Here is a 24,628-nt window from a genome sequence, read left to right on the forward strand (position 1 = left end):
AATGGCGAAAGTTTTGATTGCATATATACAGTAAGAAAGTATTAACTGCTAAAAATTTTTAACTAAATATAACAAAAGTAAAATGAGATATGATATAGTTATACAAAATTATCGAGAAGGAGGAGGTTTCATGCGTTATTTAACAGCTGGCGAATCACACGGTAAACAATTAACTACAATTATTGAAGGAATCCCTTCACATATGCCTTTATTAATAGATGATATTAATGAATCGTTACTTCGGAGGCAAAAAGGACATGGCAGAGGAAAAAGAATGCAAATTGAAAAAGACTTGGTGGAAATCACAAGCGGAGTTCGTCATGGCTATACGTTAGGATCACCTATATCACTGGTAATACACAATGATGATTTTAAGCATTGGATAGATATAATGGGAGAGGGTCCAATTGAAGAAGATAAGAAAATAAGGCGAACCGTTTCACGTCCAAGACCTGGTCATGCTGATTTGAATGGAGCATTAAAATATGGTCATCGTGATATGCGCAATGTACTTGAACGTTCATCAGCACGTGAAACCGCCGCTCGTGTAGCTGCAGGCGCTGTTGCTAAAATACTTTTAAAGCACCTGGGGATAGAAGTTTCAGGCTACGTAAAAGAAATTGCCGGTATCGTAGCAGAAGATAATCCATCTATGACAATGGAAAATAGGAAATCGACTTCTGAAGAATCACCTGTTCGAACGCTTGATAAAAATGTAGAACAGCAAATGATGAATGCAATTGATCAAGCGAAAAAAGAAGGAGATTCAATTGGTGGAGTTGTCGAGGTGTACGTAGAGGGAATGCCTGCAGGGGTTGGATCATATGTACATTATGACCGGAAGCTGGATGGCAGGATTGCTGGCAGTGTAATGAGCGTCAATGCTTTCAAAGGAGTTGAGTTTGGCTTAGGCTTTGAGGCAGCTCGAAAGAATGGCAGTAAGGTCCATGACGAAATCGCCTGGAAAGAAGATGTCGGTTATTACCGGAAAACAAATCGTTTAGGTGGATTTGAGGGAGGAATGACAACTGGCATGCCCCTTGTAATTAAGGGAGTAATGAAGCCAATCCCGACCTTGTACAAACCTCTTCAAAGCGTTGACATAGAAACAAAAGAACCGTTTAATGCAAGTGTTGAACGCTCAGATTCTTGTGCGGTACCTGCTGCTTCTGTTGTAGTAGAACATGTTGTTGCATTTGAACTTGCAAAAGCAATTACCGAGCAGTTTCCAAGTGATAAATTTTCGGCTTTACAGAAAGCAATTGAAGATTATCGTGAAGAAACAAGGTGTTTTTAGTGAAAGTGACAAAAGTTAAATCTGCTTCAAATTCCTACCATGTTTATGTAGGTGAAAATATAAGGTGTGATTTAAATTCTTATTTGCCAAAAGATTACTCATCTATTTTTATTGTTACAGATGAAATAGTAGCTAAGCATTATTTAGAAGAGATAAAGAAAAGCATATCCCATAAGCATGTCTATTCTTCGGTCATTCCATATGGCGAAAAATCAAAAAATGTAAATACGTTTTATCAATTGCATACGGATGCGATTGAATTTGGATTAGATAGACACTCACTTATCATCGCACTTGGTGGTGGTGTAGTTGGTGATGTAGCTGGCTTTGTTGCAGCGACCTATATGCGCGGGGTTGATTTCATCCAAATGCCAACGACAATTCTTGCTCATGACAGCAGTGTCGGCGGAAAAGTTGCGATAAATCATGAACAGGGGAAAAACCTGATTGGTAATTTCTATCCCCCTGCAGCAGTTGTCTACGACGTACAAACACTTCAAACATTAAATGATAAAGAAATAAGGTCAGGTTATGCTGAATTGATTAAGGAAGCATTAATCCAGGATGATGCTTTCTTCCAATCATTACTAGCTTCAGACCTTTCTTCATTAACAAACGATGTCTTAGCTAATCAGTTAAACAGAGGGATTGAAATAAAAGCTTCAATCGTTGAAGAGGATGAACGTGAATCGGGTGTACGCAAATATCTTAATCTGGGACACACATTAGGTCATGCCTTAGAATCTATTATTGGATATGGGGTCCGTACACATGGAGAAATGGTTGCAATCGGATTATTATTTGCGATACGAGTCAGTGAAAAGGTATTCTCCATTAAGCTCCCTTATGATCAACTGTTACAATGGCTAAACGTAAATGCGTTTCCGATTCAGCTTACAAATATAAATAAACAACAAGTTTTAAATAGAATGAAATTAGACAAAAAGACAGTAAATACAACAATACAAATGGTACTTTTAAAAGATATTGCACAACCCGTTGTTGTTGAAATTAGTGACGAGGACTTATTAAATTATTTAGATTCCTTTCTTAAGGAAATTGAGAACAACGTTAATTTGAGGATGGGGGAGTAGCATATGAATGGAAAGCGAATTTTGAAGGAAATGACCCCTTATAAACAAGGAAAGCAAATGCATGAAGTGAAAAAAGAATTTGGATTAGAACGAATTGTAAAGCTGGCGTCAAATGAAAATCCGTTTGGATACACAAAGAAGATTAATGAATACTTTGATGCACAACTGCCTTCATTTGATATTTACCCAGATGGATATACATCTGAATTGCGTACAGCTGTAGCAAACAAATTAAATATTAACGAAGATCAACTTGTTTTTGGAAGTGGAACAGATGAAATTGTTCAAATGGTAGGTCGGGCGTTTTTATATCCTGGAGTAAATACGGTAATGCCTACACCAACATTCCCACAATATAAGCATAACGCTATAATTGAGGGAGCAACTGTAAAAGAGATACCAACTATAAATGGGTATCATGATCTCGATGGAATGCTATACGCAATTGATGAAGATACAAATGTGGTTTGGTTATGTTCACCGAATAATCCGACAGGTAGTATAATTGCTCATGATGATTTCTATACATTTATGGAGAAGTGCCCGAAGCATGTGCTTGTAGTCTTGGACGAGGCATACTATGAATATGTACAAAACAATATGAAATCAAATATTTCGGTTAGATTATCAAGCTATAAAAATTTGCTAATATTACGTACGTTTTCTAAAGCTTATGGATTAGCTGGTTTACGGATTGGATACGGGGTAGCAAATAAAGAACTCATTGCGAATTTAGATGTTGTTAGAGGACCATTTAATACATCGTCCATGGCACAGAAAGCTGCATTAATAGCACTTGATGACGATGAGTTTCTTCTGGATTCAACTTCAAGGAACAGTAGTATAAAACATAGCTTTCAGCAGTTTTTAGATTCGATAGGCTGGCATTACTATGATTCACAAACAAACTTTTTACTGATTTCTACCCCAATTAATGGTGATGAAGTATTTCAGTACTTATTGGAAAATGGATTTATCGTTAGATCCGGTGAGGGATTAGGTTGTCCTAACACAATCCGCGTAACGATTGGAAATGAAGATGATATGAAACAGCTACAAGATATTGTCTACCAATTACATCTAGATATAAACAAGGAGAGAGAATCATGAAAAGAACAATTCTTGTAATTGGTTTAGGATTGATCGGTGGCTCACTAGCAAAGAGTATTGGCGAGTCAGACGAAAACTATATCATTGGTTATGATACAAATAAAGAAACGCTTGAATTTGCGCTCATGAATGAAATCATTCATGAGTCTTGTTCAACTATTGCTGATTCTGCTCAAATGGCTGATATTATTATACTTGGAACACCAATAACAGAAACAATTAAGTTTATAAAGGAATTAGATCAAATCCCATTTAATAAAGATGTTATTGTTACAGATGTTTCGTCGGTTAAAAAGCCAGTTAGTAACGTTGCAAATGGAATTACCAATAAACACATTAAGTTCATTGGCGGTCACCCAATGGCTGGCTCACATAAAAAGGGAATTAAAGCAGCAAAGGAGCACTTATTTGAGAATGCTATATATGTTCTTACGCCCTCCGATGTCTGCACTGAAACGATGATAAACACACTTAAAACTACACTGAAAGCTACAAAGAGTAACTTTGTAGTGTTAGAGGCGAATGATCATGATGAAATGACTGGAGTTATCTCACATTTTCCTCATTTGATTGCATCTGCACTTGTTCATCAAGCAAAAAAGTGGCAAAACACACATTCATTTATTCCAAAACTTGCAGCCGGAGGATTCCGGGATATTACTCGGATTGCATCCAGTAATCCCGAACTGTGGCAGGATATTTTTCACCATAATAGTGGAAAAGTGATGCACCTTATAGACGACTGGATAATGGAAATGAATGAGTTAAAGCAAATGCTTGAACAAAATAACAAAGTAAAACTAAGTTCCTACCTGAATCAAGCGAAGGATTACCGAGACGGTTTGGGTACAACCAAAAAAGGAGTAATTCCATCCTTTTATGATTTATATGTCGATATACGAGATCAAACAGGTGCAATCGCTTCTGTTGCTCAACTATTAGCTCAAGAGAAAATTAGTATTAAGAACATGCAAATATTGGAGATACGAGAAGGGATTACTGGCGTTTTGCGCTTAAGTGTTCCAACAATAGATGATCAGAAGAAAAGTTATCAAGTATTACATAATAATGGATATGAATTGATGCTTGAAAAATAGTGGAAATGAAAAAGGAAGTGAATAGATTTGAAGGATATGAAGTTATCACCGTGTTCAAATGCTCTTAACGGAATATTGCAAGTCCCAGGAGACAAATCTATTTCGCATCGGGCAGTAATTCTCGGTTCGCTTGCGAAAGGTACTACAAAAGTTACTCATTTTTTAACTGGCGAGGATTGTCTGCGAACCATTAATGCATTTAAATTGCTAGGGGTGGATATCGAGGTAGATAACACCACGTTATATATACGCAGTAATGGCTTGTCCCATTTTAAAGAACCGATAGAACCAATTTACTTCGGAAACTCAGGGACTACCGCCAGATTAATGCTCGGAGTGTTATCCGGATTGCCTTTCTTCACCGCATCTTATGGGGATGCTTCATTAACATCACGTCCAATGGATCGTGTGATTATTCCTTTACAGCAGATGGGGACTAGTATAAACGGACGAAGTAATGGCAGTTATTTGCCGCTTGCAATTAATGGTGGTGGGTTGAGTGGCGTCCAATATACCTTACCTGTAAAAAGCGCCCAGGTTAAATCGGCAATATTGTTAGCAGGTCTTTTTGCTGAAGGGACGACCGAGGTTATTGAACCGACAGCCACCAGAAACCATTCTGAGAATATGTTGAAGGCTTTTGGGGCGGATATCAGTATAGAAGATACTTGTATAAGTATTACAAATCAGCCTCTGACTGCGACAGATGTATTTGTACCTGGGGATATTTCCTCTGCAGCATTTTTCATGGTTGCTGCCGCAATTGTTCCTGGTAGTAACTTGACTTTGAAGAACGTTGGACTAAACTTTACACGAACGGGTATTATTGATGTATTAACTGAAATGGGAGCTTCTATATCAATTTCAAATAAACAAACAATAAGCGGAGAAGATTTCGGTGATATAACCATTTCCTATAAAAAATTACAAGGTATTGTAATTAATGGTGATATCATCCCGCGTTTAATTGATGAACTTCCAATAATTGCATTATTAGCAACCCAAGCTGAAGGCGAGACAGTAATTGGAGATGCCGAAGAACTGCGATTAAAGGAAACAGACCGTATTGAAGCGGTTGTAGAGGGGTTGACCACTCTAGGTGCTGAAGTGAAGCCGACAAAAGATGGAATGATGATTGAAGGAAATTCCGTACTTGTTGGCGGAAGTGTCAATTCTTATAACGATCATCGTATAGCCATGATGCATGCGATAGCATCTTTAATAACTCAAAATGAGGTTGTAATCGATGATGTATCTTCTGTAGCAATTTCATATCCGAATTTCTTTCAGGATCTTACATCCGTATGTAGTTAATTTGGCAAAGAATCTGTTTACATACAGATTCTTTTCTATTTGAACAAAAATACACTTTTCTGTATGATAAAATGCATTAGATAGTTTCGCACGAAAAGAAAGGAAGTTCATAGTGGACACCAAAATTATGGAAGCAGTTAATTTAATGGAAAATAGACAATCAGAGAAAGCAATTTCACTTTTGGAAAATTATTTACCAAAAGCTGATGATGAAGAAAAATATACAATTGCAGAACTCTATATTCAGTGGGGTTTTCTAAAAGAGGCTAGTAATGCATTACAAGAACTTTTACAAAAATATCCAAAAGAAAGCGAAATTAAGGTAATGCTTGCTGATGTATATACTGAACTCGAAAATGACGAAGAGGCAATAAATTTACTAAGTGAAATTGATGAAGACGATCCGGCATTTGTTCAGAGTATGATTCAGCTGGCAGACCTTTATCAGGCGCAGGGACTTTTTGAAGTAGCAGAACAAAAACTGTTAATTGCCAAACAATATGAGCCCAATGAGCCTATCATTGATTTTGCTCTAGCTGAACTGCTGTTTTCTACCGGGTCATATAAAAACGCTATTACGTATTATGAAAAGATACTGCCTATTACAAATGAAATGGCAAATGTACCAATTAATGACCGTATGGCTGAAGCATATGCGGCAATAGGAGAATATGAAATTGCATTAAGTATATTCCAGGATATAGATAGTGAGAATCCAGATACAATATTTAAATACGGTTTTACAGCCATGCATGCAGGTCGAAGTGATATAGCAATTAAAGCATGGAAGCAAGTAATAGAACTTGATACCTATTATCATGCTGCATACTATCAATTAGCAAAGGCGTACGAAGCGGAAGAAATGCCTAAAGAAGCTTACGAGACAGCAAAGCAGGGATTGCAGGTTGATGAGTTTAATAAAGAGCTATATTTCTTTACCGGTTCTTTGGCACACCAATTAAATGAAGACATTGAAAGTGAAAAGTTGGTGAGGGAAGCAATAGCACTTGATCCTGACTATAAAGAAGCAGTTTTATTTTTAATTGAGCTGCTTAAAAAACAAAATAATCAGGAAACTATAGTTGAGCTGATTATTGAAATTAAAGGAATGGGAGCTAATGACCCACTTTATGAATGGGAACTTGCACGAGCGTATAATGAAATTGAATTATATGACAATGCATTAAAACACTATGATGAAGCATATAATAGCTTAAACCAAGACAGCGACTTTCTAAAAGAGTATGGATACTTTCTAACAGAAGAAGGGAGGATGGAAACAGCAATCCGTATATTTGAAGAATATTTAAAACAACAACCATTAGATGTAGATGTCGAAGAATATATCGCTCGACTAAAACAATCAAGAGAACTATAATAAAACGAAAGTGCAAACACATGTATAGTGCCGTATGGATTATAATCGTGCCGTATCGACGTTGTCGCACAAAGCGGCGATCTTCTTATTTCCTGAAATTTTATGAACATGACTCATCGTAAACACGGGGAGAAGTCCAATAGGCGCTGGAGCTGGACGTGGCAAACTCGGAAGTTCAGTTATACACAGCACTTAACTTTTATTTCTTATAATATTAGAGAAAATTGCTACCGCCATGCCTTTATGGCGAAAGCCTTAGTTGCACTCATGCAGTAAGACAGTATTTATACTTTCTAAACTGCAAAAAAATTATGGATATTAAGGGAGGTTAGTTCCACGAATGCATACTCCTATTTCCGTGCAGGATAAGAAAAGTTTTATTCAATGGTTTTTAAATCACTATCAGTTAAAAAAGCGTGAAAGTGTATGGATTTTAAATTATTTAATAAATCATAAAAAAATCTTAACTAACGTGCACTTTGTGCGTGAAGCGAAGTTTTGTCCAAGAGGAATTATAATTACCAGTCATTGTTCTGAGGAAGTACCATTCCGTTTCTATAAAAATCAATTAGTTACAACTGATGCTGAAAAGTCATTTCATGATATCAGGATGAATCAACATGAGCCCTTATACATCCAATTGAATTTCACAAAATCGTATCAGAATATATTATATGCAGCAGTTCTAGTTGAAAACCCATTTATTCCTGACGAATACTTTATTACGAAAAAGGATCAGGAAGCAGCAAAACAACTCTTGGAAAAATCATTATTTGAATATCAAAAGAATCAACTGCAGGTTAAAATAGATCGTGCTCTAGATGAGAAAGATCAACAAACATTTCAAGAGTTGGCAAAAAAACTACATAGATTGGATAACATGAAATTAAATCAACCTAACTTACAAAGGTAATAGGTTGATTTTTTTTGCTGATTTAAGATAAGATTTAAGTTAAATCATATTTTTTCTAAAATGAAGAAGAATAGAATAGAGGAAGGGTTGTATACTATGAAATGGAAAAAAAGTGATTTACACCAGTATGTAAATGCAAAAGAATATGTGGATACAATAATTATTCCACTCATACCCTTTCAGTTATCAAACGATTCTGTACTTGAAAAGGATGCGTTTCAGCGAGAAGTATTAGTTGCTTTTTCCTACGAACTTGAAAAAGAGCTTACAGGAAGGGTTTTGCTTACACCGAATTATAATTATCTTAAATCATCCCATAAAGACCAGGAAATAGTTCGAATAAATTCATGGATCGATGACATAGAACAACAACCTTTCAACCATATTTTTTATGTTACATTTGATTCTACATGGAAAAAGAATGAACAAGGAATGCGTGGCACCCTATTATGGCTGCCTGGCGTATCAGATGGTACATTACAATCAAATGAAATGCACTCCATCATACGTAGCAATGTTGAACAAGTAAGTGAGCTTATAAGGTCTTACTGGAAAGATTAGTGAACTTAACTTAGCGCAAAAATTTAGTGGCGATAAACTTACTTGTACTTATACGATTTCTAAAGATTTACATTTTCCTATCGGTGTAAAAAATAGTACTTTTTAATTACTAATTATTCACCTATTTACGAAAGTTTTATGTCAAAAAAGATTATTTATTGACCAGATAAACAGATTGCGCTATTATGGTAATGTCCTAGTAATCTGATTAAAATAATCTTGTCCGTGAAAAATGTATAGAGGGGGGAAAATTCATGAGCGAAGAGAAACAGCAAGTATCCCGTCGTCAATTTCTAAATTATACACTTACTGGTGTAGGTGGATTCATGGCAGCAGGTATGCTTGTTCCCATGTTACGTATGGCAGTTGATCCAGTCTTGCAAGAATCAGCAACTGGAGATTTTGCAAATGTTAGTTTGGCAGTAGAGGATATTACAAATGATCCACAGCGTGTAGATTGGAAGATTAAACAGGTTGATGGTTGGTATGAGTCTGAAGTTACTAAATCAGCATGGGTGTACAAAGATGATAATGGCGATATAATAGCACTTTCCCCAATTTGTAAGCACCTTGGCTGTGTTGTTTCATGGGAAGGCAGTGAAGATTATCCAAATCAATTTTATTGTCCATGCCATGACGGCCGTTATTATAAGAGTGGCGTAAATGTACCAAACACACCACCAACAGCGGCATTGGATGTATATGAACAAAAAGTTGAAAATGGGATGTTATATCTTGGTAATGCACATCCACAAGGGGAGGCTTAATAGTATATGCTACAGAAAATATATGATTGGATTGATGACCGCGTAGATATTTCGCCTTTGTGGCGTGATATTGCGGACCATGAAGTACCTGAGCATGTTAATCCTGCCCATCATTTCTCGGCTTTTGTTTATTGCTTTGGAGGATTGACATTTTTCGTAGTCGTTATTCAGATTTTATCAGGTATGTTTTTAACGATGTATTATGTTCCAGATATCGAAAATGCGTGGAAGTCAGTTTATTACTTACAAACTGAAGTTGCGCATGGCCAAATTGTACGAGGCATGCACCACTGGGGTGCCAGTGTCGTTATTGTAATGTTGCTACTACATACACTGAGAGTATTTTTCCAAGGTGCATATAAAAAACCACGTGAACTAAACTGGATAGTTGGGGTTCTTATATTCTTTGTTATGCTTGGACTTGGTTTTACTGGATATTTATTGCCTTGGGATAATAAAGCATATTTCGCGACTCAAGTTGGTCTTGAAATAGCAGAACAGGTTCCATTTATGGGAGAACAAATTAAGACTCTACTTGCTGGTGATGCGAATATTGTTGGTGCACAAACACTGACTAGATTCTTTGCAATCCACGTATTCTTCCTACCGGCTGCCTTATTCGGATTAATGGCAGCACACTTTATATTAATACGAAGACAAGGAATTTCAGGACCACTATAAATAAAAAGGAGGTAAAGCTGTGCATAAGGGTAAAGGAATGAAATTCGTCGGTGATTCGCGGATTTCGGCCGAACGTAAACCAAACATACCAAAAGATTATTCTGAATATCCCGGAAGAACTGAAGCATTTTGGCCCAACTTCTTATTAAAAGAGTGGTTGGCAGGTTCTGTATTTTTAGTTGGTTTTATGTGCTTAACACTTGCGCATCCATCTCCGCTGGAAGGAATGGCTGATCCAACCAATGCAGGTTATATACCTTTGCCAGACTGGTACTTTCTATTCTTATATGAACTTTTAAAATATGACTTTGCTAGTGGGCCATTTATTCTACTGGGTATCCTGGTAATTCCTGGACTAGCATTTGGTGGGTTGTTATTGGCACCATTCTTAGATAAAGGGCCTGGCAGACGACCACACCAACGCCCAATTGCTGTTGGAATGATGTTATTAGGATTAGCTTCTGTCATATGGCTAACTTATGAATCAGCCTCCCATGTTGATTGGGCACAGAGAGCTGAAGCAAATAAACCAATACCTCCATCAGAAGAAGTTGAAATTGATAAACAAGACCCAGGCTATGCAATTTATGAAAGTAACTGTATGACTTGCCATGGCGGTGATTTATCTGGTGGAGCAGCAGCACCACCTTTAATTGGTATTGACCGCTCTGCTGAGGAAATTGCAAAAATTGCTCGTGAAGGGATAGGCACAATGCCAGCAGATCAATTTAAAGGTTCAGATGAAGAATTAAAGAAATTAACTGATTTTATTGTTTCTGTAAACGAACAAGGAAATTAATTTAAAACACCTTTGCCAAACGACTGGTGAAGGTGTTTTTTTCTGTAAGCAGAATCATGCAAAGAAGGGATTCATTATATGTTAAAATATATACTTTTAGATAAGCGCTTTTTATTAGGTTTATTAATCGTAAACTTAATAGGTACTATTTATGGCTATTACTGGTATCGTTCTCAGCTTTCCATAACTCCAGATATTTTTTTAGTATTTGTTCCGGACAGCCCAACGGCAAGTTTATTCTTCACTATATTTTTACTTCTTTTTTTATTCAATAGAAATACGCCTTACATAGAAGCTCTGGCAATTATCACACTTTTTAAGTACGGTATTTGGGCAGTTGCAATGAATTTATTCACGCTCTACGTCGACGGTTCGTTAAGCTGGCAAGGTTACATGCTGATGGCATCACATGGTGGAATGGCAATTCAAGGTTTATTATATGCTCCATTTTACGCCATAAAAGTACGCCATATAATGTTTGGTGCATTATGGACATTACATAATGATGTGATAGACTATGTATTTGACATGATGCCGATATATTCCTCCGTAACAATGTATATGGAAGAAATAGGGTACTTTACTTTTTGGTTAAGCATTTTGTCTATTTTCATAGCCTATAAGTTAACAATCAAACCCAAAAATTCATTATCGTAACCTGTTATATTAAACTATAGCCGCACATACATTAGTGGGAGAAGATGTTATGTGAGGTGAACTCTATGAAAAGTAGTTCTTTAGATAAATATACAATTTCCACGGTCATAGGGGTTTGCATTTACTTTCAACTGACTAAAACAATAAGTTACGCAAAGCAAATAATCCCTGTTAAGAATCAATTTATTTTGTCATCTAATAATAATGCAGAAATGATTCCCTTTTACTGGATGTTGACAATTGTTGGTGGGTGTATAGCTGTTACATTAACTTATGTAAGTTGGAGAAAATATAAAGGTGAGAAAAAGAAACAAAGCGAAAGAGATTCAAACAGTTGACTATCTACCCTTTTTTGACTAAAATTGACCATAAGGTACTATATACTATAATGATGGAGGAATGAACATGTTAGGTGGCCTTGGTGGATATATAATATATATAGCATTGTTAATGATAATACCAATTTGGGCTCAGTCAAAGGTTAAAAAAACGTACAAAAAATATTCGAAAAAAGCGACTTCATCACAAATGACTGGTGCCGAAGTTGCACGTAAAATTTTAAATGATAACGGAATATTTGATGTGAATATAGAGGTAACAAAAGGTGTTTTATCCGATCATTACGATCCTAGTAAAAAAGTGTTAAGACTTTCAAAAGATATATATTACGGACAATCAATGGCATCATCTGCAATTGCCGCTCACGAAGTTGGTCACGCGATACAGGATGCACAAGATTATGCATTCTTGCGTTTTAGGCATGCATTGGTCCCTGCAGCAAGCATGGGTTCTAAAATGTCATTCTTTCTGATATTTGCTGGGATTATCTTCACAATGCCGAACATGCTGCTATTTGGAATCATTTTCATGTCTGCTGCAGTGTTATTCCAATTAGTTACATTGCCAGTTGAATTTGATGCTTCAAATAGAGCAATGGGGCAATTAGTTTCAACCGGAGTTATCCGAAATAATGAAGAACGTGAAACGAAAAAAGTTCTAAATGCTGCAGCATTAACATATGTAGCCGCTGCAATGGTGGCTCTGGCTGAACTTATCAGGTTTGTTCTAATTTATGCTGCAAGCAGTGAATAAATTTAAATTATGTGGTCCAGTTCGTTTCAAACAATAAGAATATTAGAGCAAATTGAGCATTGAATTGCAGAGCAATTCAATGCTCTTTTTAGTGTGCAACAGTAATTATTAATTTTGCTGGCTTTTCTATCGAGTCACTGAATTTGTCTAGCAAATAGGTGAACAAACAATTTTTTGACATCTTTCGATTTAAACCTGCTGAAAACTGAAAAATCACGTTGAAGACTGAATAAACACGAATGAATATTGAATACACCTGGATGGAAATTGATTAATCGTTCAAGGGTCTAACTAAGAACTGAATAATTACTGGGAAGACTGAACAGGAGTCTTCCATAGCTTTATGGCCAGTGACCTCCACAGCAGCCAGTGCATCGCTTCACAACTATAATCGTTTCTCAGCATAAAAAAGTGGCATATTTTAAAAAATGTCTCTTTTTGTAAATATTTTGCCCGTTAACCATCCAGTTGATATAAACTGCGACATAACGTGGAAAAAAATTTAAGTGCTATGACACCGCATACACTTCGTTTTCCACGGGCGGCTGGCAACCTCATCGTGCTGCGCCCACGGCTAAGAAGACACTGTGAAAGCTTCAGCTTGAGCAGATGTCCGGAGCGGTGAAAGCGAGTATATTCCAGCTGCGTGGTCAGGGAGCCGCATTAAATACTACAAGACCGGTTACCCTTAGTCTGTGTCGCAGTTTATATTCTTTGTGTAAATAAACTTTTAGGAAGCATCCTAAAAATTAATTCTGCCACATTTTTACTTTGGCATTCGATAATAATAATAGAAACATTAGTCTTCAATTGGATTTTTATTTTCATCTAATGTAAATCCTTCACCAACTACATCATGAACAGAGCTCACTGCTACAAAGGCATGGGGATCTATTGCATTTATAATATTCTTTAACCGCACGATTTCATTCCTTCCGACTATACAATAAAGAACATCACGATTTTCACCGGTAAAGCTTCCTTTTCCAGATAATACCGTTACACCACGATCCATTTCTTTATTAATCTTTGTGGCAATATCTTTACTATGACTGGAAATTATTGTTGCGCCACGTGCTGAATAAGCACCTTCCTGGATAAAATCGATTACTCGAGCTGCAATATATACAGCTACTAATGTGTACATGCCCTCAACCAATTCAAGAATGGTGAAGACGGATGTGGTAATAACAATAAAGTCGAAAAGAAACATTGTTTTCCCCATACTCCAGCCTGCATATTTATGGACTAACCTAGCGATGATATCCACACCGCCTGTTGTACCTCCATAACGGAAGATAATACCTAATCCGACACCGATGAAGACTCCTGCAAAAAGTGCAGCAAGTGTCATATCTGACTGCAGGTATGTTGGAAAAGGGTTGATTTGAAAAATATACAAAAATACGGATACAGCAAATGTACCAATTATCGTATACAAAAATGTGTTGCGTCCTAGAAATTTCCATCCTATGAAAAAGACAGGAATGTTAAGAACAATATTTGTAATAGCTGGATCCCATTCCCATAAAAAATAAAGGAGTAATGTAATACCAGTAAATCCGCCTTCTCCTAAGTTGTTTTGCATATTAAAGTGAACAATTCCAAATGAGAAAATGGCAGAACCCAGTAGAATAAATATAATATTTTTTATTTTTAGACTGAAAACCATCCACATAACCTCCAATCCTTTTATACGTAACATTCTCTTAAATGACACTTTTATTATTATAGACAATTTACCAGCTAAGAACAATCAAATAAGAAATACTTATCAGATTAATAATTTGTCAAATCAGGGCCTTTTAGCTAACATGAAAGGAGATTAAACAAGTTAGAGGAGTATTTTGTATGACAGAAAACGGTAAATCATATAGCACTGATGAAATTCAAGAAAGAGTCGATGCATATATTTCACAGTTCAAGGAAGGCTATTTTTCTCCATTAAGTCTTATGGCTAGATTAACTGAGGAATTAGGAGAAATGGCACGAGAGGTAAATCATTACTATGGTGAAAAGCCTAAAAAATCATCTGAGACACGGAAGAATATTGATGAAGAGCTTGGTGATATAATATTCGTTCTCACTTGTTTTGCAAATTCACTCGACATAGATATGTCGGAAGCCTTTGAATTATCTATAAACAAAATAGAAACAAGGGATAAAGATCGTTGGACACACAAAGGTTAATTAACTAACAAACACTAGTAGACATAACAGGAGGCATATAAACATGAGTATTAAAGTAATTATTGCCGGACCAAGAGGCAAAATGGGGTCTGAGGCTGTTAATATGGTAAACAATGAGGAATCATTTGAATTGGTTGCATGTCTTGACCGAAAAAATCATGGCAAAAAAGTAAAAGACATTGATAACCTTCCAGATCTGTACGTACCAATTTTTGAGGATCCCGAAGTATGTTTTCAGGAAGTGGCTGCAGACGTTTTAATTGATTTAACGGCACCGGATGCAGGGTTCTTACATACAAAACTAGCATTACAATACAATATTCGACCAGTAGTTGGAACATCAGGATTTTCAGCTGAACAAATAAAGACCTTGTCTGATTTATCAGGTACAAATAATATTGGTTGTATCATTGCACCTAACTTTGCTGTTGGTGCTGTACTGATGATGCAATTTGCTAAGACAGCCGCGAAATATTTACCAGATGTAGAGATAATCGAGAAACACCATGATCAGAAACTAGACGCTCCATCAGGTTCGGCTGTTAAAACCGCAGACATGATTAAGGAAACAAGAGAGAGTAAGCAACAAGGACATCCCGACGAACGTGAAATAATGAATGGTGCTAGAGGAGCAGAGACAGATGGGATTAGAATCCATAGTGTACGCCTGCCAGGGCTTGTTGCCCATCAAGAAGTGATTTATGGTGGTCCTGGTCAAACATTAACAATTAAACATGATTCCTATAACCGTCAATCTTTCATGGATGGGGTGAAATTATCTGTTAATGAAGTAATTAATTTAAATAAACTAGTCTATGGATTAGAAAAAATACTTGAGTAGGGGGGATACAATGAATATCGCATTAGTTGCACACGATAAAAAGAAACAAGATATTATCAACTTTAGTATTGCATATAAACATGTCTTACAGAATCATAACTTATTTGCGACTGGAACTACTGGAACAAGAATAACTGAAGAGACTGGACTTGATATTCACCGGTTCCAGTCGGGTCCAATTGGAGGGGATCAGCAGATAGGTGCAAAGATTGCAAACAACGAGATGGATGTTGTTATTTTTTTCAGAGATCCATTAACAGCCCAGCCACACGAGCCAGACGTTAGCGCATTAATGCGCCTTTGTGATGTTCATTTAATTCCCCTTGCTACTAATTTAGCTGCAGCCGAAATTGTGATACGAGCATTAGGAAGAGGTGACTTCGAGTGGCGTGAAATTGTCAAGCAAAATAGAAGTGAGGATATTGACAAATGAAAAAGATTGGAATAACTTGCTACCCGACAGTAGGTGGGTCAGGAATTATTGCTACCGAACTTGGAATGTTAATGGCAAAACAAGGAGATCAGATTCATTTTATAACATCCAGTCTACCGTTCCGATTGAATAGGGTACATCCCAATATCTATTACCATGAGGTTGAACTAAATCACTATCCAGTTTTTCAATATCCTCCATTTGATCTTGCTCTAGCAAATAAGATGGCTGAAGTGATTGATCAGGAAAAATTGGATATTCTTCACGTGCACTATGCAATGCCTCATGCCATATGTGCAATTCTGGCGAAAGATATTGCAAAGCATGATGTAAAAATTGTAACAACATTACATGGTACGGATATAACTGTTTTAGGGATTGATCATTCCCTCAAAAAAATGATCAGACATGGCATTGAGAAGTCTGATGCCGTTACAGCCGTATCAAATAGTTTGGTGAAACAAACTAAAGAAATGCTTGGTGTGGATAAGAATATCAATGTTATATATAATTTTGTTAACGAAGAAGAATATTTTAAAAACGAACCTCCTGGAATTAAGCAACAATATGGTATCGGACCCGATGAAAAAGTAATTATTCATATATCAAATTTCCGTAAAGTAAAAAGGGTAGAAGATGTAATTTATACATTCCACAAAATACAAAAAAATATTAAATCAAAATTAATTCTGGTCGGAGATGGACCTGAATATTCTGAGGTATATCATCTAGTTGGGAAATTAGGACTCACAAATCAAGTTCTTTTTCTAGGAAAACAAAAGAAAGTTAGTGACTTATTGTCTATTTCTGATTTGAAGTTGCTCATGTCAGAAAAGGAAAGTTTTGGTCTTGTTTTATTAGAAGCGATGTCCTGTGAGGTGCCGTGTATTGGAACAAATGTAGGTGGAATACCTGAGGTAATCGATCATAATAAAACTGGCTACATAATTGAGTTAGGTGATATTGATAAAGCTGCGGAATACGCAATTAATTTACTTGAAGATGAAACACTTTTAGACCGTTTTTCCAAAGATGCATTAGCACATGCCAAAAATCATTTTTATTCGCATGATATTGTTCAGCAGTATACAGATTTATATGATGATATAATTAATAAATTTTAAACAGAAATAATGGTGATTACAGTGTTATTTACCAAACCATTTATTGAGGCAATAGAGGTACTAAATCAGATTGAAAGTCATGCTTACGATGCATATTTTGTTGGTGGGTGTGTAAGGGATCTATTACTCAAACGCGAAATAGGTGATATTGATATAGCAACTTCTGCACCTCCAAGTGTAATCCAGCAGATTTTTAATAAGGTCATTCCAGTCGGATTGGAGCATGGCACTGTAATTGTGCGTCATAGACATCAGTCATACGAAGTCACTACTTTCCGCGTTGAAGGAAGCTATTCGGACCAAAGACATCCTGACACGGTTGAATTTATTCAAACGATTGATCAGGATCTAAAACGCCGTGATTTTACAATTAATGCACTCGCTATGGATAAACAAGGCAACGTTATTGATTTGTTCGATGGGAGAAGCGATATTGAAAACAAAATAATTCAGACAGTTGGTAATGGTTATGATCGATTTATGGAAGATCCTTTACGTATCATACGCGCGCTACGATTTTCCAGTCAACTGGGTTTTTCCATCAGCCCCAATACTATAAATGATATGAAGTTAGTTAAAAGTGAAATCGAAAACATTGCTGTTGAGCGAATAAATAATGAAATGACTAAATTATTTGCTGGGGATTATATTGAAATTGGTCTTAACTATTTAACAGATACAGAGGTGTATCAACATTTACCAATCATGAATGACCACCCACATATCATCGAACTTCTTCCGAAGAACATGCAAGCTATACGATCATTTGGAGGAGTTATTGCACTTTTTCATTTTTTAGCTCCGACAATAAGTATAAAGAAATGGGTTAATGAATGGAAATGCTCAAATAATGTTAAAAATGAAGCCCTAATTTTGAATGATGCTTTATTGCATTATAAAAATTGCGGGTTGGATCGCTTATTGGTATATTGTTTACCAAGAAATTATTACCAGGTTTTTTCAGAATTAGTAAATATGCTCTTTAATCAAATTATATTAATAGATGAAATGGAGCTAATAGACAATAGGCTACCGATAAAGTCAAAAAAAGACCTGGCAATTACCGGTGATGATGTGCGCGAATTGTTCCCTCAATTAAAGAGCGGACCATGGATTCGAAATACATTAGCAGCAGTTGAACATGAAGTTTTATCAGGGAAGTTAAAGAATAATAAAATGGATTTAAAGGATTGGATAAAATGGAATCCACACGTAATAGATTAATCGAATTATTAGAAACCAGCGACAAACAGTTTGTATCTGGACAGCTATTATCCGAAAAACTAAAGATATCCCGAAGTGCCATCTGGAAACATATGAAAGAGCTTGAAAAAGATGGATACCATGTAGAAGGAGTCTCTAGAAAAGGATATCGGATTGTAAAATTCCCGGATAAAGTGAGTGAAAACACAATTCAATGGGGCTTAAGAACCGACTGGCTTGGGAAAAAGATAATTCACAAGACATCAACAAAAACAACCCAGCAGATTGCCCACCAAGCTGCACAAGACAATGCTGAACATGGTACAATTATCATAGCAGATGAACAAACGAAGGGAAAAGGAAGAATGAATCGCCAATGGCAATCCACAAAAGGGAAAGGAATTTGGATGAGTATCATCCTTAGACCAGATTTTCTTCCTGTAATGGCACCACAATTAACCCTTTTATCTGCAACTGTACTTGCCGATGCAATTGCAGAGCATACTGCATTAACACCAAAGATTAAATGGCCAAATGATATATTAATCAACGAAAAAAAAACAGCAGGCATCTTAACGGAAATGCAGGCAGAACAAGATCAAATTCAATATGTCGTAATTGGGATAGGAATAAATGTTAATCAAATAACAGAAGATTTCGATAAGGATATACAAGATAAAGCAACTTCTCTTCAAATACAAACCGGACATCAATGGAATATAAAAGATTTTATCCAGCATGTCCTTCAATCATTTGAAAATTCATATGACTCTTTCATGCAGAATGGGTTTCCTGATGTAAAATATAAATGGGAAAGCTATGGTTATCGAATTGGCGAGTACATCAAAATAAAGACGTTACATAAAGAATGGAAAGCTAAATTTCTAGGAATAGCTGAAGATGGAGCCTTACTAACAAAAACAGATAACGATGAAATCAAAAAAATATATTCAGGGGAAATCGAATGGTTTATGAGAGGAGAAGACAATAATGCTCAGTAGAATGGATTTGCAAAAAATGAAACGGGAAGATGAACAGATAACGATGATTACTGCATATGACTATCCTTCTGCAAAGCTTGCTGAAGAAGCTGGAATTGATATGATCCTGGTCGGTGATTCGTTAGGAATGGTTATGTTAGGATACGATTCCACAGTGAAAGTCACAGTACAAGACATGATTCATCATGCAAAAGCGGTAAAGCGTGGAGCTAAAAATACATTTATTGTAGTTGATATGCCCTTTATGTCTTATCATGTTTCATTAGAAGCATCTTTATTAAATGCGCAGCAAATCTTTCAAGAAACAGACGCACAGGCTGTCAAAGTTGAAGGAGCATCAGAAGAAGTTCTATTACTCGTACAACGTCTAACAGATGCTGGTATCCCAGTTGTTGCACATTTAGGTCTAACACCTCAATCCGTAAATGTATTAGGTGGCTATAAAGTACAAGGAAAGGATAAAAATACTGGTGCAAAATTGCTTAATGATGCAAAGCGATTAGTTGCCCATGGTGCTATTTCCTTAGTATTGGAGTGTGTGCCAAAAGAGCTTGCTGAAATTGTAACAAATTCAGTTTCAATACCTACAATCGGAATTGGTGCTGGTGTGGAATGCGATGGACAGGTTCTCGTCTATCACGATATTTTAAAGTATGGAGTGGATCGTTTACCGAAATTCGTAAAACCATATGCCGATTTAAATAAAGTCGGTAAACAAGCTATCGAATCTTATATATCAAATGTCAAGGACAGAACATTTCCATTAGATGAACATTCATTTAAGATTAAAAATAAAGATTTATTACCAAACAATTCAGAAGGTAGATAATATGAAAATAATACGTTCAACAACTGTAATGCAGGAAAAAATGATCAAAATATCCAAATCTGAAAGCATAGGATTTGTTCCAACCATGGGATATTTTCATGAAGGACATTTAGCATTAATGAAGCAGGCAGCGGAAGATAATGATGTTGTCGTTACAAGTATTTTTGTGAACCCTTTGCAATTTGGGCCAAATGAAGATTATGAGCAATATCCTCGTGATGAGGAACAAGATATCCGGCTTGCAGAACAAGCAGGAGTAGATATATTGTTTATTCCAAGTGTTAAGGATATGTACCCAACCAAAATGAACATAACATTATCGGTTGAAGAGAGAGCGAATGTTCTATGTGGGCGATCACGTCCAGGCCATTTTGAAGGAGTCATAACTGTCTTAACCAAGTTATTTAATATAATACGTCCGAATAATACATATTTTGGTTTGAAGGATGCTCAGCAAGTGGCAGTTGTCGACGCGCTTATAAATGATTTGAATTTTCCTATTCAACTTATTGCATTACCAACTATCCGTGAGCATGATGGATTGGCAAAGAGCAGTAGAAACGTGAATTTAGCCAATGACGAAAGAAGTCAGGCAGTTTGGCTCACGAAAGCATTAGAGCATGGTCACCAACTAGTGGTTGACGGAGAGCAAAATCCTGCTATTATTGTAAAAGAGGTAATTGATGTAATAAACAGAGAAACCTCTGGTACTGTCGATTATGTCGAGATGCTGAGTTATCCAGATTTGCAATCAGTCTCCACCATTAAAAATAATGTTGTTTTAGCAGTTGCAGTACAATTTAAACGCGCAAGATTGATTGACAATATTATTTTTAATGAAAATGGAAAGCTGATAAGGCAATTTTACTAGGGGGCAGTTACATGTTTCGCACTATGATGAAAGCAAAAATACATCGCGCACGAGTAACGGAAGCAAATTTAAATTATGTAGGCAGTATTACAATAGATCAGGATCTATTGGATCAAGTTGATATGCTGCCTCATGAAAAAGTTCAAATTGTAAACAACAACAATGGTGCACGGCTTGAAACATATGTAATACCCGGAGCAAGAGGGTCAGGTACTATTTGTCTAAATGGTGCTGCAGCACGCCTTGTTCAACCAAATGACATTGTTATAATTGTTTCGTATGCACTTATTTCTAATGATGAATTAGCATCATATAAACCAAAAGTTGCCATTATGAATAACAGTAACGAGATTGAGCAACTTATTGAACAAGAACCACCGCTGACCGAGATGTAATATTTTTGGTTATCAGGTAGAACTCTTATCAGTTTATATGATAAGAGTTTTTTTTACTTATACGGAAACGATAATAAGAAATGTCGATGTACAATTTAAAGCTAAGTATACATGAGAGATAGGTGGAAGTATGGATAAAAAATTTGTTGTGATTGACCTGGAAACAACAGGTCATTTTCCGGCAGAACAAGATAAAATTATCGAGGTAGGAATCGTTGTTATTCAAAATAATGAGATTACTGACGAATTTTCCACCTTCTTTAATCCGAATATGCCAATTCCATCTTTTATTACAAATTTGACTGGTATAACTGACCATGATGTACAAGATGCCCCAATGTTTGAAGAAAAAGCTCAAGAAATTATTAATTTATTTGATAATAGCTATTTAATTGCGCATAATGTTCCATTTGACTTAGGATTTTTAAATGAGGAGCTTGCATCAAATGGTTATAGGCAACTAAATAACCCGGTAATCGATACGGTTGAGCTTTCCCGTATGTTATATCCCAAGGCTCCCAGTTATAAGTTGGGACAATTGGCAGAGCATCTCCAAATTATGCATAATGATCCACATCGAGCTTTGTCAGATGCATATGTGACAGCGAAATTGTTTTTAAAGTTAAAGCAGAAGATAAATACATTACCTTATGAAACAGTTTCGCATTTATTAAAGCTGGAAAAGAAGCTGAAGTCAGACATATATACCATGCTCTACGAACAACAGCAAGAACTCGCTTTTTCAGTTTATGAAGGTGATAATATTGATACGTATAGAGGGTTGGCCTTTAAGTCAACAGAAGAAACGAAACCGGTTAAAAAAGATATCGACACAGCTTTTGGAAATTTTCTTGATGAAATTTATGAAAATGACGGTACTATGCAACAACAAATGCTAAATTATGAAAAAAGAGAAGGGCAACGTGAAATGTCTGAGACTGTCTATGATGCTTTTCGAATGAAGAATCATGCCTTAATTGAAGCAGAGACCGGAACGGGTAAAACGTTAGCCTATTTAATACCTGCAATTTATGAGGCGGTATCGGAAAAAAAGAGAATTATCATTAGTACATATACAACTCAGCTACAATCCCAGTTGATGGACGAAGAGATTCCGTTAATTCATAATTTGGTACCATTTCCATTTAAAATAGCTTTACTTAAAGGAAAACAACATTATATTAGCCTGGAAAAATTTGAACGTGCATTATCTTCTGAACAAGCGGATAATTATGATATTACACTGACAAAAGCAATGATACTTGTTTGGCTGACAGAAACAATTACAGGAGATATCGATGAAATCCAGTTACCTTCAAGTGGTTACTTATTTTATAGAAAAGTATCAACTGATACAGAAGGTTCAATCGATCCAACAAATCCTTGGTTTTCCAGATCTTATTATCAAAAAGCGCGTAAAAAAGCACAGCAGGCAGATATTTTGATAACGAACCATGCATTATTATGTACCGATATGTTTAATGAATATCAATTATTACCATCCTATGACAAGGCAATTATTGATGAAGCGCATCATTTGGAAGAAACAGCTTCAAAACATTATGGTTTAAAGCTTGATTATGTCCATGTACAGTATACGTTAACGCAAATAGGGGATACAAAAGATGGGAATTGGCTAGGCAAGCTACTGACAAACTACCCTATTAAAGATGAAAACTTTTCAGTGGATGAATGGGAAAACTTCTATAACAAAGCTAAATATGAAGTTGATGATTTATTCCGTATGCTTTTTCAGTATGTTATCGAACAAAAACAGAAGGAAAAGTCATTAAGTGATATCGGAAGAATCCAGTATCGCTTTGATGAAGTCGAAAAAAATTCAGCACAATGGAACGTCATCATAGAAATGTCAACACGTTTGACATTCTATCTTAGAGATCTCATTCATTTACTTTCACAATTAAAGCAATCTCTATTAAAAGAAAAAGATATTGATAAAAATCATTTGGAAGAACTAACCAGAATTATGGAAGCAATTCAAACGATTATTGATTCCCTTGAGCAGTTGTTTCTAACGGATGAGGGGATTGCAAATGTTAAATGGATGGAAATCGAGGCTTATGGAGCAAAAAACGCTGTATACCTTTACAGTGAACCAACAGATATGTCTGCTTTGCTTTCAGAGGATTTCTTCAATCAAAAACAAAGTATTATTCTTACAAGTGCTACATTGACAATGAAGAATTCATTTTCATTTATTATGAACAGGCTAGGATTGGAATCTGATCATACGCTGACAACTAAAATTAATTCTCCATTCTCTTATGAGAATCAAGTACAGTTAATGATCCCAAATGACTTTCCTGATATCAAACATGGTAATTTAGATGATTTTATTTATTCAACTTGTGAGGCCATTTTATCGTTAGCACAAATAACAAATGGAAGAATGCTCGTATTATTTACTTCCTACGACATGCTAAGGAAATCATATAATTTATTAAGGGAAACAATTGATATTAATAAATATATGCTAATTGCTCAAGGTATTTCAAGCGGTAGCAGATCCCGATTAAAAAAGAATTTTCAAACGTTTGATGAGTCAATTTTGTTAGGAACCAGTTCCTTTTGGGAAGGTGTCGACATACCGGGCGATGATTTATCATGCCTAATGATTGTGCGTCTTCCATTTCAGCCGCCTAATCATCCGGTATACGAAGCGAAATCAAATCATTTTAAAAAAGAAGGTAAAAATGCTTTTTTTGAATTAGCACTACCTAATGCTGTTATTCGTTTTAAACAAGGTTTTGGCAGATTAATACGCTCGTCTAATGACCGGGGTATTGTTTTTGTCTGTGATGCACGTATTATTAAGGCTCGTTACGGAAAATATTTTACGGAGTCAATTCCTTCTGTCCCAACCACTTACGAATCCACCCAGGCATTAATGGACAAAGCCATGGATTGGTTCTAGCCATGAGTTAGATGAAGAAGGCCTGACGTGCAATATTTACATCATT

General features: G+C 36.0%; 25 protein-coding genes. 24 read left to right on the forward strand and 1 reads right to left on the reverse strand.

What is annotated here, in order from left to right:
* The first annotated feature begins 130 nt into the window (after positions 1–130).
* From aroC to BMY13_RS09180, 14 genes are all read left to right on the forward strand, one after another.
* Positions 131–1,297: a chorismate synthase gene (aroC, locus tag BMY13_RS09115; protein ID WP_092504066.1), complete on the forward strand. Its 1,167-nt coding sequence runs from the start codon at positions 131–133 to the stop codon at positions 1,295–1,297.
* A 5-nt stretch (positions 1,298–1,302) separates the two neighbouring features.
* Positions 1,303–2,391 carry a 3-dehydroquinate synthase gene (gene aroB / locus BMY13_RS09120; RefSeq protein ID WP_342728755.1) on the forward strand — a complete coding sequence of 363 codons (1,089 nt, stop codon included), beginning with the start codon at positions 1,303–1,305 and terminating at the stop codon, positions 2,389–2,391.
* Between the two features lie 3 nt (positions 2,392–2,394).
* Complete coding sequence (gene hisC, locus BMY13_RS09125; RefSeq protein ID WP_092504070.1) at positions 2,395–3,501, forward strand: histidinol-phosphate transaminase; 1,107 nt, start codon at positions 2,395–2,397, stop codon at positions 3,499–3,501.
* Positions 3,498–4,598: a prephenate dehydrogenase gene (locus BMY13_RS09130; RefSeq protein WP_175476759.1), complete on the forward strand. Its 1,101-nt coding sequence runs from the start codon at positions 3,498–3,500 to the stop codon at positions 4,596–4,598. Before hisC ends, BMY13_RS09130 begins: the two co-directional genes overlap by 4 nt.
* A gap of 27 nt (positions 4,599–4,625) precedes the next feature.
* Positions 4,626–5,912, forward strand: a complete 1,287-nt coding sequence (gene aroA, locus BMY13_RS09135; protein ID WP_425445145.1) for a 3-phosphoshikimate 1-carboxyvinyltransferase — start codon at positions 4,626–4,628, stop codon at positions 5,910–5,912.
* A gap of 112 nt (positions 5,913–6,024) precedes the next feature.
* Entirely contained in the window at positions 6,025–7,290 is a 1,266-nt protein-coding gene (locus tag BMY13_RS09140) for a tetratricopeptide repeat protein (RefSeq protein WP_092504074.1), read from the forward strand.
* Positions 7,291–7,630: 340 nt separating this feature from the next.
* On the forward strand, positions 7,631–8,203 hold the full coding sequence (locus BMY13_RS09145) for a ReoY family proteolytic degradation factor (RefSeq protein ID WP_092492715.1): 573 nt from the start codon (positions 7,631–7,633) through the stop codon (positions 8,201–8,203).
* Between the two features lie 96 nt (positions 8,204–8,299).
* On the forward strand, positions 8,300–8,764 hold the full coding sequence (locus BMY13_RS09150) for a DUF2487 family protein (RefSeq protein WP_092492716.1): 465 nt from the start codon (positions 8,300–8,302) through the stop codon (positions 8,762–8,764).
* Between the two features lie 254 nt (positions 8,765–9,018).
* A complete protein-coding gene (locus BMY13_RS09155) occupies positions 9,019–9,531 on the forward strand; it encodes a QcrA and Rieske domain-containing protein (RefSeq protein ID WP_092492717.1) in 513 nt (170 codons plus the stop codon).
* Positions 9,532–9,537: 6 nt separating this feature from the next.
* Positions 9,538–10,212 (forward strand): menaquinol-cytochrome c reductase cytochrome b subunit, encoded by a 675-nt coding sequence (qcrB, locus tag BMY13_RS09160; protein WP_092504076.1) that lies wholly within the window; start codon positions 9,538–9,540, stop codon positions 10,210–10,212.
* A 19-nt stretch (positions 10,213–10,231) separates the two neighbouring features.
* Complete coding sequence (locus tag BMY13_RS09165) at positions 10,232–11,011, forward strand: menaquinol-cytochrome c reductase cytochrome b/c subunit (RefSeq protein ID WP_092504078.1); 780 nt, start codon at positions 10,232–10,234, stop codon at positions 11,009–11,011.
* Positions 11,012–11,089: 78 nt separating this feature from the next.
* Positions 11,090–11,668: a lipoprotein heptaprenylglyceryl N-acetyltransferase LhaT gene (lhaT, locus tag BMY13_RS09170; protein ID WP_092504080.1), complete on the forward strand. Its 579-nt coding sequence runs from the start codon at positions 11,090–11,092 to the stop codon at positions 11,666–11,668.
* Positions 11,669–11,733: 65 nt separating this feature from the next.
* A complete protein-coding gene (locus BMY13_RS20055; protein WP_425445146.1) occupies positions 11,734–12,006 on the forward strand; it encodes a sporulation protein YpjB in 273 nt (90 codons plus the stop codon).
* Between the two features lie 67 nt (positions 12,007–12,073).
* Positions 12,074–12,760 carry a zinc metallopeptidase gene (locus tag BMY13_RS09180; protein ID WP_092492722.1) on the forward strand — a complete coding sequence of 229 codons (687 nt, stop codon included), beginning with the start codon at positions 12,074–12,076 and terminating at the stop codon, positions 12,758–12,760.
* Positions 12,761–13,559: 799 nt separating this feature from the next.
* On the opposite strand, the gene BMY13_RS09185 is transcribed toward BMY13_RS09180, so the two are convergent.
* Complete coding sequence (locus BMY13_RS09185; protein ID WP_092492723.1) at positions 13,560–14,432, reverse strand: YitT family protein; 873 nt, start codon at positions 14,430–14,432, stop codon at positions 13,560–13,562.
* Between the two features lie 179 nt (positions 14,433–14,611).
* On the opposite strand from BMY13_RS09185, the gene BMY13_RS09190 reads away from it, so the two are divergent.
* The 10 genes from BMY13_RS09190 (at position 14,612) to dinG (ending at position 24,582) form a co-directional block, all read left to right on the forward strand.
* Positions 14,612–14,950, forward strand: coding sequence for a nucleotide pyrophosphohydrolase (locus BMY13_RS09190; protein ID WP_092492724.1), 339 nt, complete (start codon positions 14,612–14,614; stop codon positions 14,948–14,950).
* A 43-nt stretch (positions 14,951–14,993) separates the two neighbouring features.
* On the forward strand, positions 14,994–15,791 hold the full coding sequence (gene dapB, locus BMY13_RS09195; RefSeq protein WP_092492725.1) for a 4-hydroxy-tetrahydrodipicolinate reductase: 798 nt from the start codon (positions 14,994–14,996) through the stop codon (positions 15,789–15,791).
* Positions 15,792–15,801: 10 nt separating this feature from the next.
* Positions 15,802–16,224: a methylglyoxal synthase gene (gene mgsA, locus BMY13_RS09200; RefSeq protein WP_092492726.1), complete on the forward strand. Its 423-nt coding sequence runs from the start codon at positions 15,802–15,804 to the stop codon at positions 16,222–16,224.
* Positions 16,221–17,348, forward strand: coding sequence for an N-acetyl-alpha-D-glucosaminyl L-malate synthase BshA (gene bshA, locus BMY13_RS09205; RefSeq protein ID WP_092504084.1), 1,128 nt, complete (start codon positions 16,221–16,223; stop codon positions 17,346–17,348). Before mgsA ends, bshA begins: the two co-directional genes overlap by 4 nt.
* A 21-nt stretch (positions 17,349–17,369) precedes the next feature.
* Complete coding sequence (locus BMY13_RS09210) at positions 17,370–18,572, forward strand: CCA tRNA nucleotidyltransferase (RefSeq protein ID WP_245736067.1); 1,203 nt, start codon at positions 17,370–17,372, stop codon at positions 18,570–18,572.
* A complete protein-coding gene (locus BMY13_RS09215; RefSeq protein ID WP_092504088.1) occupies positions 18,548–19,552 on the forward strand; it encodes a biotin--[acetyl-CoA-carboxylase] ligase in 1,005 nt (334 codons plus the stop codon). The genes BMY13_RS09210 and BMY13_RS09215 overlap by 25 nt, the downstream gene beginning before the upstream one ends.
* A complete protein-coding gene (gene panB / locus BMY13_RS09220; RefSeq protein WP_092504090.1) occupies positions 19,542–20,381 on the forward strand; it encodes a 3-methyl-2-oxobutanoate hydroxymethyltransferase in 840 nt (279 codons plus the stop codon). The genes BMY13_RS09215 and panB overlap by 11 nt, the downstream gene beginning before the upstream one ends.
* Position 20,382: 1 nt before the next feature.
* A complete protein-coding gene (panC, locus tag BMY13_RS09225; RefSeq protein WP_092504092.1) occupies positions 20,383–21,252 on the forward strand; it encodes a pantoate--beta-alanine ligase in 870 nt (289 codons plus the stop codon).
* Between the two features lie 11 nt (positions 21,253–21,263).
* Complete coding sequence (gene panD / locus BMY13_RS09230) at positions 21,264–21,647, forward strand: aspartate 1-decarboxylase (protein WP_092492732.1); 384 nt, start codon at positions 21,264–21,266, stop codon at positions 21,645–21,647.
* 130 nt (positions 21,648–21,777) lie between these two features.
* Complete coding sequence (dinG, locus tag BMY13_RS09235) at positions 21,778–24,582, forward strand: ATP-dependent DNA helicase DinG (protein ID WP_092504094.1); 2,805 nt, start codon at positions 21,778–21,780, stop codon at positions 24,580–24,582.
* Positions 24,583–24,628 lie beyond the last annotated feature (46 nt).

Origin of the sequence: Virgibacillus subterraneus, assembly GCF_900110695.1 — a bacterium.
Lineage (GTDB): Bacteria > Bacillota > Bacilli > Bacillales > Amphibacillaceae > Lentibacillus > Lentibacillus subterraneus.